Below are 13,650 nucleotides of genomic sequence, written 5' to 3'. Positions count from 1 at the left end.
GGTTTAAAAAAATTATTTTGCAACCCTCTTGATGAAGTTTTTTACCAAACCAGTTAAACCGGAAGATAACGCAGACGAGCAGCTATTAAACAGCTACCGGGCAACCCGCGACCTGAAAGTTTTGGGCAAGCTTTATGAAAGGTATATGCCGTTGGTTTATGGGGTAGGCTTAAAATATTTAAAGGACGAAGAACTGGCGCAGGATGCCGTAATGACCATATTTGAAGAACTGACACAAAAGGTTCATCAGCACGAGATAAAACAGTTCAGGCCATGGTTATATGTGCTGAGCCGTAACCATTGCCTGATGCAATTACGCACCGGTAAAAAATTAGAAACCGTAACTTTAGATGAGTTTGTGGAATTTAGCCCGGTTTTGCATCCTGATACTAACGACCGCGAAGAGGCCATGCAGGCTTTGGAACGTTGTTTGGATAAATTAACACCGGCACAAAAACAAAGCGTGAAATTATTTTACCTTGATGAGAAGTGCTATAAAGAAGTAGCCGACGCAACAGGCTTTACCATGAACGAGGTGAAAAGCCATATACAAAACGGAAAGCGCAACCTTAAAATTTGCCTTGAAAAGAACAGTGAAAGATAAACGGGCCGATATACAGCAAATACAGAAGTACCTTAACGGGGAGCTTAATGCCCGCGCCATGCATAAACTGGAACGCGAGGCACAGGGCGATCCGTTTTTGATGGACGCGCTGGAGGGGTATGGCCGGGCAGGTAACCAACAGGATAACCTGGCATCGCTTCAGGAGCGCCTGCAGGCCCGAACAACCGCCAAAACGCGCAGAATAATACCGTGGACGGTAATATCCATTGCGGCCAGCGTTATAGGCTTTGCCATAGTTGTGGGAGTGCTGTATAAAGGGGGTGAGACGGGCTCATTACAAAAAGTTGCCACTACTACAGCGCCAAAAAAATTGCAGCCCGCAGATACTACGCCGGTTGTGGTAGATAAAGAAGGTGATGCCCTTATTGCCGGGCCCCAAAAAAAAGCATTTGCGTATAACAAAAAGCCCACAGCTAAAGCAAAAGCAGATATCGTTACTGATAAAAGCGCGGATAATACTATCGCGATGATGCGCGAAATTAGTCCAAAACAGGATGATGTTTTAAAAAGCGTGCCCGAAGTTACCCCTTTAGAAGATATGGTAGCTACGGATTACATGGCAAGTAAAAAGCTGGACACTGTCTTAGGCGGCGAACGCGTAGCCATAACCAAAAAACCATCGGAATTAACCGTATTGAAAAGCAAAGCCGACGGTGCCGATATGACGGTTAGGCCGGGCAAGCAGAACGATAATAACCCATCTGTTTTGATGGCCGCGGGTTTACCGTCAAACCTGGTATCAGGAGTGGTATTGAACCGTAATAATGGCTCGCCATTAGCTGGGGTATCGGTAAAGGTTGTGGGCAAAACTACGGCTACGCAAACAGATGCTAACGTTAAATTTACCTTACCCAATGTTAAAAAAGACGAAACCCTGGCGTTTGGCTCTGTTGGCTATAACAGCAAAACTTTGGATGTTAAAGGCAAGGATAGCCTAAAGGTCGAGCTGGACGAAAACTCTAATTCGTTAAGCGAGGTGGTTGTAGCCAGGGCATCCCAAAAAGTTAAAGCAGCTAAGGCCCGCCCATATACAGGCTGGGATGTTTTCAACAAATACTTAAAAGATAATGCTAACACTCCTGATGGTAAAGAGGGCACGGTTGGGCTAACCTTTACAGTTAATGCTAATGGCAGCATAGCGAATATTAAAATAGTCAAAAGCTTAAGTATAGCCGCCGACAATAAAGCCATCAGCCTGATCAAAGATGGCCCGGCTTGGAGTGGCAATATAAATGGCAAAGCGGAAGAAGTGAAGGTTATGGTGGAGTTTGGTAAATAGCGAAAAAAAGCGGCAGATGAAAATCTGTCGCTTTTAAATAACTTTCTATAATATTACTTCTTATTCTTATCGTAGTAACCAAATACTTTTTGTAGTAATGGCGTTGTACGCGCGCCCAGGTTTTGGCGAATGTTAAGCTCTTCTTTAGCTATCTGTACAAACAAACCGTCAATTGCTTTCTGGGTAACGTAATCGCTGATATCGGGGTTTATTTTGCTTGCAAATGGCACTTTATTATAAGCGTTTGCGGCATCGGTATAATATTTTGTGGCGCCTACCTTATTTAAGCTGGTTTGTATCACAGGCTTAAATTTTGATGACAACTGCAATGTGGTGGTCCGTTTAAAATATTGTGTAGCAGCATCCTGCTTGCCCAATAAAATATTGGTCACGTCTGTTAAGGTCATTTGTTTAATGGCGTTAACAAAAATAGGTTTTGCCTGTACTGCGGCATCTTCGGCAGCGCGGTTAAGCGAGAGTATCACATCGTCGGCTAATTTGCCCAGGCCTATGCTGCGTAAGGCTTTCTCAGCCTTTTGTGCTTCGGGCGGGAATAATATTTTAATAGCGGCATTGCCGAAAAAGCCGTTAAGCGCCGATAGCTGGTCGGAGCTTTTGCCGGTGCCAATTTCAAGCGCCTGTTTAAGGCCGTTGTTTATTTCGAGTGTGGTTGGGTTGCCATACTGTTGTATAGTGGTTTGCGCTACCTGGTTAAGGGTATCGCAGCTGGATAATAAAACAAAAAGGAACGGGAAAAGTAAAAGGGTTTTTTTCATGCAATAAGGTAAGCAAATTTACTGCCAGTAATGCGTAATTACCAGTGCCTTACCAGCATAAACACCAACCCTGCAATAATAGCCGAAATAGGTATGGTAATTATCCATGCCCAAACCAGGTTTATAGTAACCCCCCAGCGTACGGCTGATACACGTTTTGTTAAACCAACCCCTATGATAGAACCGGTGATGGTGTGCGTTGTTGAAACCGGGATAGCAAAGTGCTCGGTAATAAACAAAGTTACAGCACCTGCGGTTTCGGCGGCAACACCTTCCAGCGGGGTGATCTTTGTTATTTTTGAACCCATGGTTTTTACGATCTTCCATCCGCCAGACATGGTACCCAATGCTATTGCGCTGTAACACGCCAGCGGGATCCACTCGGGCATTGGCGCGCCGCTGGTAACCACCTTGGCGGCTACCAAACTAACGTATAAAATACCCATTACCTTTTGCGCATCGTTGGTGCCGTGTGCAAAGCTTAACGCAGCAGCCGATACCAGTTGCAGCCTTTTAAACCAACGTTCGGCAACCGCGGGTTTGGCCCGCTTACAAATATGCAAAATGAGGATGGTTATAAAATAGGCGATAAATAAGCCTATGAACGGGGCCAAAACAATATAAGCAATGATCTTAAAAATGTATGCCGAGTTAATGGCTGCCATAGCATGGTTACCCATAGATAAAGCATTGGTAATACCTGCGCCAGCAAAGCCGCCGATAAGCGTATGCGACGAGCTGGAAGGGATACCAAACCACCAGGTGGTTAAGTTCCAGGTAATAGCAGCAATAAGGCCTGCCAGTACTACGTGCAGGGTAATAAATTCTTCGTGGACCGTTTTGGCAACGGTGTTGGCTACTTTATGGTCCTTAATAAAAAAGTAAGCGGCAAAATTAAATACAGCAGCCAGCAATACCGCCTGAAAAGGCGTAAGTACTTTGGTTGAAACTATGGTAGCTATAGAGTTGGCCGCATCATGAAAGCCGTTGGTATAATCAAATATGAGCGCCAGGGCAACTACAGCAACAAGTAGGGTGGTAACCATTTAAATAATATAAAATTATGCTTAGGCGTTTTTAATTAGAATCGACTCCATTACGTTGGCAGCATCTTCGCACATATCTGTAGCGGTTTCAAGTGCAGCCAATATCTCTTTATATTTTATCAGGCGTATGGCGTCTGTTTCGTAAAGGAACAGATCGGCAACGGCACGGTCAAAAACATAATCGGCCTGGTTTTCTACGCTGTTAATGCGGATACAAGAGTCGGCAATGGCACGTACGTTGCGCAGGTCTTTCAACTCGCGTACAGCTTTTTCAAGATCGGTACCGGCCTGTAGTATTAGTTCGGCCAATTTGCGGATGTGCTCGTTAAAGTCATCTATTTTGTATAGCAGCATGCGGTTTGCAGCGCCATGTATATAATCGGCAATATCATCAATAGCGGTAGCTAAGGCGTGGATATCTTCACGATCAAATGGGGTTATGAAATTTTTGCCCAGTTCCAGGTAAATCTGGTGGGTAAGTTCGTCGCCTTTGTTTTCAAGCTTGTCAATCTGCCTGAATAGTTCTTCGCGGGTAGCGGGGTTAACAGAGTTAACGGCCTCAACCAAAATTGTAGACATACTTACAACATTGCTTGCAGCTTGCTCAAACAATGGGAAAAAGGTCTTCTTATCTTTCGGAACAAAATACTGGAATATACTGTTAAGTGACATTTTGCATTTAAATTTCCGTAAAGGTAAGGTTGCAATGTTAAGTTAATGTTAACTTTTTAATACAGGGATATTGGGGAATGGAAGCGATTGACGGGCTATTTGCAGCGTAAAGCCAAATGTTGAGCCCATACTTTCGGTGCTGCGCACATTAATAGTTTGCTGATGTGCTTCTATAATATGCTTAACAATGGCCAGCCCAAGCCCCGAGCCGCCGATTTGCCTTGAACGGCTGGTATCGGTGCGGAAAAAGCGCTCAAATAACCTTGGAAGAAATTTTTCTTCGATCCCAATGCCATCATCTGTAACTTCAATAAGCACCTGTTCGTGCAGGGTAAAGGTACTTACCGATGTTGTACCCTCTTCTTTACCATATTTAAAAGAATTGTCTATCAGGTTTACCAGCACCTGGCGTATCTTTTCGCGATCGGCGTTCACAAAAATTCCATCGTCGTATTTTTGCTTAAACATTAACTTAATATTGTGCTGCTTGCTTTTCAGCTCAAGCGATTCAAAAACTTCCCTTATCAGGTCATTTATTTTGAATTTGGTATAGTTAATAGGCATCTCGCCCGATTCCAGTTTCGAGATCTCGTCCAGGTCATTGATCAGGTAGCTCAGCCTGTCTACGTTTTTTGATGCTTTTTCAAGAAATTGCACGGCCAGTTCCCGGTCTTCCAGTCCATCATCCTGCAAAGCTTCAATGTAGCCTTGTATGGCAAATAGTGGCGTTTTAAACTCGTGCGATATATTTGATAAAAAATCCCTGCGAAACCTTTCCTGTTTTTTCAGTTCGTCTATCTCGCTTTTTTTTTGTCGTGCCCATTCCTGCACCTCCTGTTCCACATCATTGATAGGGTCGGCGCTTACGTGTTCGCCAAGCGCATCCCTAAGGTCGCGGCCAAGTTTAAGATTATGTATAAGCTTATAAATGAGCTTTATTTTTGAGTAGACGTATTTTTCGATCAGGTAGTAAAAAACAAGGTAGCTGGTGATGAAAGTAACCAGAAAGGTTATCATCATATCGTACCACTTATGCTGAAAATAGTAGTTTACTGCCGATAGCGTTATGGCAACCGCGGCAGCGTTTATCAGGATCAATACGCGCAATTTCATAGTATAAAGTTACTATTTGTAAATGGTTATAATTAACAAGATGGCAGGCTTTTATGTTAATTAATTATTATCATTTGGCGCGCAACGGGCGGGTATTTATTTTGCAGCCTGCGCCTCTATCGATATAGTAACCTCGTCGCTCATGGTCATGCTGTTGCCGCCCACGCCAAAATCTTTACGGTTAATTTTAAAGTCGCCTTTAAAAACCCCCGCATTACCCTGTTCAGTGTAGGTAAAGGGTACATCTACAACTTTGGTTTTGCCTTTTATGGTAAGGTTAAACTGCCCTATATAATTACCAGCATTCTTTTTTTTGAATGATACCGACGACAGGCTTAATTTTGGATACGCATCCACATGAAAATAATCCTCCTTTTTCAGGTGATCATCGCGCATGCTGTTATCTGTGTTTATTGTATTGGCATCGGCAGTAGCTTCTATTTTACTGGCCGCCAGGTTGGCCGGGTCAAATGCAATGTTGCCTTGTACGCCACCAATGGTGCCTCCTGTTTTAATACCCAGGTTTTTTAACTCGAAAGCTATTTTAGCGTTTGAGATATTGTTTTTGGTTTGGGCCGACAAACCGGTGCTTATGATCAAAAAGGTTATTGCTGCGAAAATATTCTTCATATTTAATTATGACGTTTTTTACTGCGCCGGGTTTAATTGGTTTTTAATGTATGTGATAACTGAACTTGATTTATGTTACACTTATTGTGGCGTAACCTCTGAATAAAATTGTTGCAGGTAGGTTTGCATAAAGGTGTGCCGCTGCATGGCGAGCTGCCTGCCTGTTGCGGTGTTCATTTTATCTTTAAGTAACAGCAGCTTTTCGTAAAAATGGTTGATGGTAGGGGCAGTTGAGTTTTTGTATTCCTCCTTGCTCATATTAATGTTTGGCTGAATGTGGGGGTTATAGATCTCCCTGGCTTTAAAGCCGCCATAATTAAAAGCACGGGCAATACCAATGGCGCCAATGGCATCCAGCCTGTCGGCATCCTGTACAACAGCTAATTCGTTCGAATGAAAGCCGGCCTTATCAAAGCTGGCTTTAAAAGACATGTGCCTGATGATCTGTTGCACATGAAGTATTACATCTGCAGGGGTAGCAATACTTGCAAGGAAGTTACCGGCCGTAGCAGGGCCTATTTCTTCATCGCCATTATGAAATTTACTATCAGCAATATCGTGTAGTAATGCGGCAAGTTCTACCGTAAGCAAATCGCACTTCTCGGTTTTTGCGATGTGTTTGGCGTTTGTCCAAACACGGTGTATATGCCACCAATCGTGCCCGCCTTCGGCGCCCTTTAAAGTTTCCTGTACAAAATCTACGGTTTTACTTATTGTATCGGCGTTGTTCATATTTGCAGTTTGTATGCAAATATAACAGTTGCTGTTTTTAACGCGCAGGCTTTTTTGCCAGTCAGGCGGCTTCGGCCTTTTCGCTGTTTATCAGCTCAGTCAGGTTGGTCTCTAAAACATCAGCTATCTGAAAAAGGCGTTCAACGGTTATTTTGGTGTAACCCAACTCTATTTTACTGTAGGCATTTTGAGATATATTAAGCTTAGCGGCAAGATATTCCTGCGTGTAATTTAATTGTTCGCGTTTGCTGCGTATGTTAGTCGCAACTGCTTTTACCTTGTAGTTCAACATATTACTCATTCTTTATTCGTGCATTGGTAATAACATATAAACGAGATTGCTCGCCACGCGGATTTTAAAAAAAATTTTAAATAATGTTGACTATAAACAAAGAAAGCGGCTTAGGCCGCTTTCTTTGTTTATAGTTTATACTATCTCTTATTGTATATCATATTTTACCACCACTGTTGGCAGCAAAGTAGCCGCGTTTAGTGGTATTTGGTCGCGGGCTACAATTGGGCGGCGGCTTTTATAAAATTCGTAAGCGGTTTTTTGCATATCGGTAGTACCGGATGCCGGGTTATTAAAATTGATAGAGAAAGGGATAATAAAATCGTGGAATTTTTCCTTGTTGGGTATTATCCATTTTTTGGTTGATTTTTTCAACGCTTCAATAGCCGGAATAGTTAACACGTAATCGTCGGCGTAGTAAATAACCAGCTTTGATATATTGCCATTTATATCGGCTGTGAATTTTATTACAGCCACGCCGGCAGCCTTTTTATTAATAATATCGGGGCTAACAACCAAGCTATCCTTAAAAAATCTATCCATAATTGGCGCTCCGCCCTGAAACGGGAACGCCAGTTCCTCCTGTGCCTGTGCGCAAAACGATGTTAATAATAGTGCAAATATGATCAGTTTTTTCATTCTTCTTCTTTTAGTTGGCGTTTGCTGCCTTCATACAATTCATACTCAAACAAGCGGCAGTCCAGCTTGCCATTATAAAACTCGATACGGCGGGCCGCCTTTAAACCTATTTTTTTGGCCAGGTCGGGATTGCCGGTAAAAACGTACCCGCGGTAGCCAAGGCATTTCTTTTTCAAATAATCGCCAATGCGTTTGTAGGTTATCTCCAGTTTGGTGTGTACGCCTAAACGTTCGCCATACTCGGGGTTAAACATTACAATACCCGCATCTGCAGGAACTTCGGTACCTTCAAAATCACAAACGTAAAATTCTATTAAATGTTCTACACCTGCGGTATTTGCGTTTTTGCGGGCAATATCTACGGCATCTTCAGATATATCCGTAGCTATGATCTTAAAGTCGACCGCCTTTTTGGCTTTATCCTTTAGTTTACGGCGCTCAACAAAAAACTCCTGCTCGTCGTACCCCATAATATGCATAAAGCCATAGTTCATACGGAAAAGGCCAGGATGTTTATCGGTAGCCAGCAGCGCTGCCTCAATAGCCAGCGTACCCGAACCGCACATGGGGTTAATGAACGTGCTGTTCCTGTCCCAATTGGTAGCCATAATGGTTGATGTGGCCAAAGCCTCAAGCATTGGGGCCTTGCCCGGTATTTTACGGTAGCTGTGTTTGGCCAGGGTTTCGCCCGATGTATCCAGATAGATATCAGCCTTATCATCCTGCCAGTAAAGGCTTACAACGGTTTTGTTAGCATCGGCGCCCGAGTTTGGGCGGATGCCTTTTTTATCTTTTATCCTGTCTACAATGGCGTCTTTTACTTTAACGTTGGCAAACAGCGGGGTAAGTATGTGCTCGTTATTAACGTTTGAGGTTACCGAGAAGTATCCCGAAAAATCGATCAGTTCTTCCCATTCTATCTGTACCAGTTCGTCGTACAATTCTTTTGGGTCGGCAGCTGTAAAGCTTTTTAGCAGGTATAAAACCTGGCTTGCACAGCGCAGGTTAAGGTTTAGCGCTATGGTATCGGTAACGTTGCCAACCAGCTCTACGCCGGTTTGCCAAACGCGTGTGGGTTTAAAGCCTAATGCTTCAACCTCTTGCTGCAAATATGGCGACAGCCTTTTGTTGCAGGTGATAATGATCTTACTCTCGGTGTGGAAAACTTGCATAATTATTTTGCGAATTTATGAATTAAATACGCCGCTATTTAATTTCATACTATTAACTTTACATTTTAAACATTTTCTGCAATTATGGAAGTTAAAGGTAAAGTATATGAAGTATCGGCAACCCAACAGGTTACCGAGTCGTTAAAGAAGAGAGAACTGATACTTGAATACATCGAGAACCCACAATATCCCGAGTATTTAAAGTTTGAAGCTATACAAGATAGAACCAACCTGATGGATAATGTTAAGGTTGGTGATGATGTAGAGGTGTTTTTTAATTTGAAAGGCCGTAAATGGACCGACAAAACAGGTAAGGTAGTTTATTTTAACACCCTGCAATTGTGGAAAATAAACCAATTGGGTAATGCCGGCGCAGCTTCGGCCGCTGAATACGCAGCCCCTGCTGATATCAGCTCGGCCCCTGATGACGACGATCTGCCGTTTTAATCGGTTTGCAGTTGTCAGTGGGCAGTTTGCACATAAATAAAAAACGCCCTTCTAATTTTTAGAAGGGCGTTTTTTATGGAAATCAATTTTTTATGAAGTGTACAAACCGCAAACTATCAACTGCAAACTTACTCCTTAACTATCTTCTTCACTGCAACATTAGCACCTTGTTTAACCTGCAGGTAGTAAACACCATTTAATGGCAAGCTTATTTTTTTGCTGAAAGTGCCTGATGCGGCCTTGTCTGTCCATAAAACCCGGCCTTCGGTGTCGGTAAATTTTACATCGGCAGCAATTTTAGCCGGCAGGTTAAATGATAATGTAGTTTTGCCGGTCGAAAACTCGGGGGTAAGGTTAATATCATCTAACATTAATGCAGCCTTATCGGTGCCGGCAACCCGTTTTATTTTTTCCTTCGATGGATCGGATACGCGGAAGCTGATATGGGTATTGATGCCATCGTTATCGGTATTTGAATAAGTAAAAGTTTGGGTATTGCGGCTGTTAAATTCAAAGCCCTGTTTAAGCCTTGGCATATTAAAACTAAAGGTTTTCATATCCATTGCAGGCAACTCGTTATCAAAACGGTAGGTAAAGGCCTGTACGCTATCGGTACCCTTTAACTTTTTTAAACGTACCCTTACATCTTTACGGGCGCTGTCTGTACCATCAAAATCGGCTATTATGGGGCCGTCACTGTCGGTGCTTCTTTCAATAACAATATCCTGTTTACCATCGCCTATGCTTTTTCTTTTAATAAATATCCTGTTATTCCCTTTGCTGCCATCATTGTTAAGCATGGGGGTTTGGGGCAGGTTAGCCATTTCGGCAAGGGCATCCTTACGCTCCTGGGCCGATAGCTTTTTAATATTCTTACCATTAATGGTGGTATCGCCGTTAACTATTTGTATCTCGATGCTTTTTTGAGTTTGCGCCAGTACCAGGGGCGGCAGGCCAAGTATAGCTATCAAAGCAACCGAGAATATAAACTCAAAATTTGGTTTTATAAACTTCTTCATTTTTGTATGGATTTAAGTTTGGTTAACAAAATTAAAAACTCTTATTAATCAATATGTTAAAAGGCTAAAGGTAAATTGTTAAAAATTGTTAAAAGCGATTTTGTTGTGGTTATTTAAAATATTTTTGTTGTTGGCATGAAAAGAAGAAGCATAGGGCTTATCATTGGTTTAATGGGGTTTGCACTTTTAGGGGTGATTGTTATGCAATTGTATTTTTTGCGGCAATCGTACCAGATGCAGTCCGAGCTTTTTAACCGCTCGGTTAACGAGGCATTAAGCAATGTAGTAGCCAAAGTTACCAAGCAGGATGCACTTAATTTTCTGAACACCAAAACACAGCAAACGCATAAGTACACTTTCAGGCGTACCGAAACCCTTGATAAAACAAGCGAAATAAGCATCAACGGCAGCAAAAGTATCATAGGCGATTCGCTTGTGCTTAAGAAAAAGCAAACCAAGCGCGAACGCAAGCTGGCCATGCTGCGCGATAGCCTGAAACGAATGATATTGCATAAAAAAATGGATGATGACCTTACCGGGCTAATGCAGCAGGACCTGGTAAACCTGCGCATCCGCATTGGGCAGTATACAGATGAGTTTGGCGAAGTACACTTTAGGTTTGTACCCGAGATCGTAAAATCGGCACCGAGGCCGCCAAGGCAAAAGCCGCACAAGTACGATACGCTAAGGTACACCTACATCGACCCGCAATTTGGCCCGCAGGTAATATCTGTTCCAAAGCTTAACCCCGATTGGATAAGGCAGCAGGAGCGTATTCAAAAGGAAAGGCAGTTTCAGCAGGTGAAAAAAATGCTGGAAACCGACTCCTTGGAGAACGCCCCGCATAATACAAAACAACCTAACGTAATTGAAAACCTTGCCGAGGAGTACCGAAAATCAAACGAGCCGCTTGATAAGCGCTTAAATAGTTTCTGGATAGATTCGCTGCTTAGGTTCGAGCTGCATAACCGCGGTATATTCCTGCCGTTTAGCTACGAGGTAAGCACCGCCAACAGCGATTCGCTTATTTTTGCCAGCGCTATGGATACCAAAGGCGCAAAGCCCGAATTTATCCCTGCCTACACCTATCAAAAGGCCATATTTAGTAACGAACTGATCAACGACCCGGGTAAGATCAAGATCTCGTTCCCTCAAAAAAACTCCTTCATATTAGGTAACATGACCGCGACCATAGGTACCACAGGAGGTTTGCTTTTTGTATTGATATTTTGCTTTGGTTACACCATCTTTTCTATCCTTAGGCAAAAGAAGATCTCGGAAATGAAGATCGATTTCATCAACAACATGACCCACGAGTTTAAAACGCCGGTATCAACCATTATGATAGCCAGCGAGGCATTAAAGGACGACGAGATATCGCAGGATAAAACCCGTGTTGCCCGCCTTGCAAATGTTATTTATGAAGAGAACGTTCGGTTGGGCAGCCACATAGAAAGAGTATTGAACATTGCCCGTATTGAGCGCAATGATTTTAAGCTTGATAAAAAGCCGCTTGATGTAAACGAGATGATAACCATTGTGCTGGATAGTATGGCGCTTAAGATGCAAAAGTGCAATGCCGTTACCACCCTTAATTTGGATGCGGAGCGCCCCGTTATTATTGCCGACGAACTGCATTTTAGCAACATAATGTTCAACCTGATAGATAACGCCATAAAATACAGTACGGCTGCACCCGAAATTACTATTAGTACGTTAAACAGGAACGGGCATGTGATAATACGGGTTGCTGATAAAGGTATAGGCATGAACCGCGACCAGCAAGCTAAAATATTTGAACAGTTTTACCGCATACCTACCGGCAACCTGCACGATGTTAAGGGCTTTGGGCTGGGGCTTAGTTATGTAAATACCATTGTTAAGCGGTTGGATGGCGTTATAAGCGTTAAGTCGGAAAAAGAAAAAGGGTCGGAGTTTGAATTAAAGTTCCCTGTTGCGTAACAAGTCCGAAGGTCCGGTAGTCGGATAGGTAGGAACGAAAAATAAAATTTACAGTATCTCGCAGGCTTTCGGTTTTGCCGGCATCCTTACAAAATAGCATGAAAAAAATATTACTCGTTGAAGATGATCCGAACCTTGGCTTGCTGTTGCAGGATTACCTGCAGTTGAAAGGGAAGTTTGATGTAGTATTATGTAAAGATGGTGATGAAGGGCTGCGTGCCTTTACCAAACAACAGTTCGACCTGCTGATACTGGATGTAATGATGCCCAAAAAGGATGGCTTTACCTTAGGGAAAGAAATCCGGAAAATTAACGCTCATGTGCCAATTATATTTGCCACTGCAAAGGCCATGATAGAGGATAAAACACAGGCTTTTAACCTTGGCGGCGACGACTACATAACCAAGCCATTTAGGATAGAAGAGCTGTTGCTGCGGATAAACGCGTTGTTGAAACGGTCGGACATCAGCGAGAAGAAAGGCGACGATAACCCATCACAGTTTAAACTTGGCAGTTATGATTTTGATTACACATCGCAGCTGATAACCCGGGGTGCCGCGCTGCAAAAGCTATCTACCAAAGAGGCCGAACTGCTGCGCCTGCTTTGCATCAAAAAAAACGAGGTGCTTACCCGCGAAGAAGCCCTGCTGAATATATGGCACGATGATAATTATTTTAACGGCCGTAGTATGGATGTGTTTTTAAGTAAGATCCGCAAGTATTTGAAGGACGACCCATCGGTAGAGATCATTAACGTGCACGGCAGGGGGTATAAACTGCTGATCAATTAACCCTCATCACCGGCGGATATATCTTCGCCAAAATGGATGATGTTGCCATCATTATCCAATATGCTGAATTGTCGCATTTCCCAGGGCATATCCTGCAATTCGCCGTTGGGATGAATAACGCCCTGTGCCCTATACTCGGCAAATAATTTATCAACCCCGGTTACATTTACATAACAACCTGTAGCTTTGGGTATCTCAGGATCTTTACAGGGCCACATGTGTATATTTACCCCATCGCGACTGAAAATAAGGTAGCCATCCCAACTATTATGAAATGTAAAACCCAGCTTTTCGGTATAAAATTTCACGCTTGCTTCCTCGTTTAACGAGGCTAAAATGGGGGTGGCTGATTGGAACATGGTAGCATTTTTATTAAGCACAATTTAAAACTAATTATTGCTTGTAACAACTTTGTTAAATCTGCACTGCAAAAATAACGGGGCAAATAGATAAGT

Annotated in this window: 16 protein-coding genes; 5 read left to right on the top strand and 11 right to left on the bottom strand. The window is 42.9% G+C overall.

What is annotated here, in order from left to right; translation table 11 throughout:
- Positions 1-31: 31 nt before the first annotated feature.
- Positions 32-604 carry an RNA polymerase sigma factor gene (locus EWM62_RS18525; protein ID WP_129878208.1) on the top strand — a complete coding sequence of 191 codons (573 nt, stop codon included), beginning with the start codon at positions 32-34 and terminating at the stop codon, positions 602-604.
- Positions 582-1,904, top strand: a complete 1,323-nt coding sequence (locus tag EWM62_RS18520) for an energy transducer TonB family protein (RefSeq protein ID WP_129878169.1) — start codon at positions 582-584, stop codon at positions 1,902-1,904. Before EWM62_RS18525 ends, EWM62_RS18520 begins: the two co-directional genes overlap by 23 nt.
- 53 nt (positions 1,905-1,957) lie before the next feature.
- Here EWM62_RS18520 and EWM62_RS18515 read toward each other — a convergent pair whose 3' ends face one another.
- The 9 genes from EWM62_RS18515 to EWM62_RS18475 all read right to left on the bottom strand — a co-directional run bounded on the left by EWM62_RS18515 (position 1,958) and on the right by EWM62_RS18475 (position 8,976).
- The gene (locus EWM62_RS18515) at positions 1,958-2,680 is read right to left on the bottom strand and encodes a DUF4197 domain-containing protein (RefSeq protein ID WP_129878168.1); all 723 of its coding nucleotides are present in this window, start codon (positions 2,678-2,680) and stop codon (positions 1,958-1,960) included.
- A 38-nt stretch (positions 2,681-2,718) separates the two neighbouring features.
- On the bottom strand, positions 2,719-3,726 hold the full coding sequence (locus EWM62_RS18510; RefSeq protein WP_129878167.1) for an inorganic phosphate transporter: 1,008 nt from the start codon (positions 3,724-3,726) through the stop codon (positions 2,719-2,721).
- 21 nt (positions 3,727-3,747) lie between these two features.
- Positions 3,748-4,398, bottom strand: a complete 651-nt coding sequence (locus EWM62_RS18505) for a DUF47 domain-containing protein (protein ID WP_129878166.1) — start codon at positions 4,396-4,398, stop codon at positions 3,748-3,750.
- A 48-nt stretch (positions 4,399-4,446) separates the two neighbouring features.
- Entirely contained in the window at positions 4,447-5,511 is a 1,065-nt protein-coding gene (locus tag EWM62_RS18500) for a sensor histidine kinase (RefSeq protein ID WP_129878165.1), read from the bottom strand.
- 96 nt (positions 5,512-5,607) lie between these two features.
- Complete coding sequence (locus EWM62_RS18495; RefSeq protein WP_129878164.1) at positions 5,608-6,141, bottom strand: YceI family protein; 534 nt, start codon at positions 6,139-6,141, stop codon at positions 5,608-5,610.
- An 81-nt stretch (positions 6,142-6,222) separates the two neighbouring features.
- Positions 6,223-6,873 carry an HD domain-containing protein gene (locus EWM62_RS18490; protein ID WP_129878163.1) on the bottom strand — a complete coding sequence of 217 codons (651 nt, stop codon included), beginning with the start codon at positions 6,871-6,873 and terminating at the stop codon, positions 6,223-6,225.
- 61 nt (positions 6,874-6,934) lie between these two features.
- On the bottom strand, positions 6,935-7,165 hold the full coding sequence (locus tag EWM62_RS18485; protein WP_238989391.1) for a helix-turn-helix domain-containing protein: 231 nt from the start codon (positions 7,163-7,165) through the stop codon (positions 6,935-6,937).
- A 147-nt stretch (positions 7,166-7,312) separates the two neighbouring features.
- Positions 7,313-7,804: a hypothetical protein gene (locus EWM62_RS18480; RefSeq protein WP_129878161.1), complete on the bottom strand. Its 492-nt coding sequence runs from the start codon at positions 7,802-7,804 to the stop codon at positions 7,313-7,315.
- Complete coding sequence (locus EWM62_RS18475; RefSeq protein WP_129878160.1) at positions 7,801-8,976, bottom strand: THUMP domain-containing class I SAM-dependent RNA methyltransferase; 1,176 nt, start codon at positions 8,974-8,976, stop codon at positions 7,801-7,803. Before EWM62_RS18475 ends, EWM62_RS18480 begins: the two co-directional genes overlap by 4 nt.
- 84 nt (positions 8,977-9,060) lie before the next feature.
- Between EWM62_RS18475 and EWM62_RS18470 the strand changes: the two genes are divergently transcribed.
- Complete coding sequence (locus EWM62_RS18470) at positions 9,061-9,423, top strand: DUF3127 domain-containing protein (RefSeq protein WP_129878159.1); 363 nt, start codon at positions 9,061-9,063, stop codon at positions 9,421-9,423.
- 128 nt (positions 9,424-9,551) lie between these two features.
- Here the strand turns inward: EWM62_RS18470 and EWM62_RS18465 are convergent, their stop codons facing one another.
- The gene (locus tag EWM62_RS18465; protein WP_129878158.1) at positions 9,552-10,442 is read right to left on the bottom strand and encodes a T9SS type A sorting domain-containing protein; all 891 of its coding nucleotides are present in this window, start codon (positions 10,440-10,442) and stop codon (positions 9,552-9,554) included.
- A gap of 135 nt (positions 10,443-10,577) precedes the next feature.
- Here EWM62_RS18465 and EWM62_RS18460 point away from each other — a divergent pair, with 135 nt between their 5' ends.
- Both EWM62_RS18460 and EWM62_RS18455 read left to right on the top strand, forming a co-directional pair.
- Entirely contained in the window at positions 10,578-12,404 is a 1,827-nt protein-coding gene (locus EWM62_RS18460) for a sensor histidine kinase (protein ID WP_129878157.1), read from the top strand.
- A 98-nt stretch (positions 12,405-12,502) separates the two neighbouring features.
- Positions 12,503-13,195, top strand: a complete 693-nt coding sequence (locus tag EWM62_RS18455) for a response regulator transcription factor (RefSeq protein ID WP_129878156.1) — start codon at positions 12,503-12,505, stop codon at positions 13,193-13,195.
- On the opposite strand, the gene EWM62_RS18450 is transcribed toward EWM62_RS18455, so the two are convergent.
- Positions 13,192-13,554: a bleomycin resistance protein gene (locus EWM62_RS18450; protein WP_129878155.1), complete on the bottom strand. Its 363-nt coding sequence runs from the start codon at positions 13,552-13,554 to the stop codon at positions 13,192-13,194. The genes EWM62_RS18455 and EWM62_RS18450 overlap by 4 nt on opposite strands.
- Between the last annotated feature and the right edge of the window lie 96 nt (positions 13,555-13,650).

The sequence above is a fragment of the Mucilaginibacter terrigena genome (assembly GCF_004168255.1).
GTDB lineage: Bacteria > Bacteroidota > Bacteroidia > Sphingobacteriales > Sphingobacteriaceae > Mucilaginibacter > Mucilaginibacter terrigena.
This window is presented reverse-complemented; position numbering and strand designations above follow the sequence as displayed.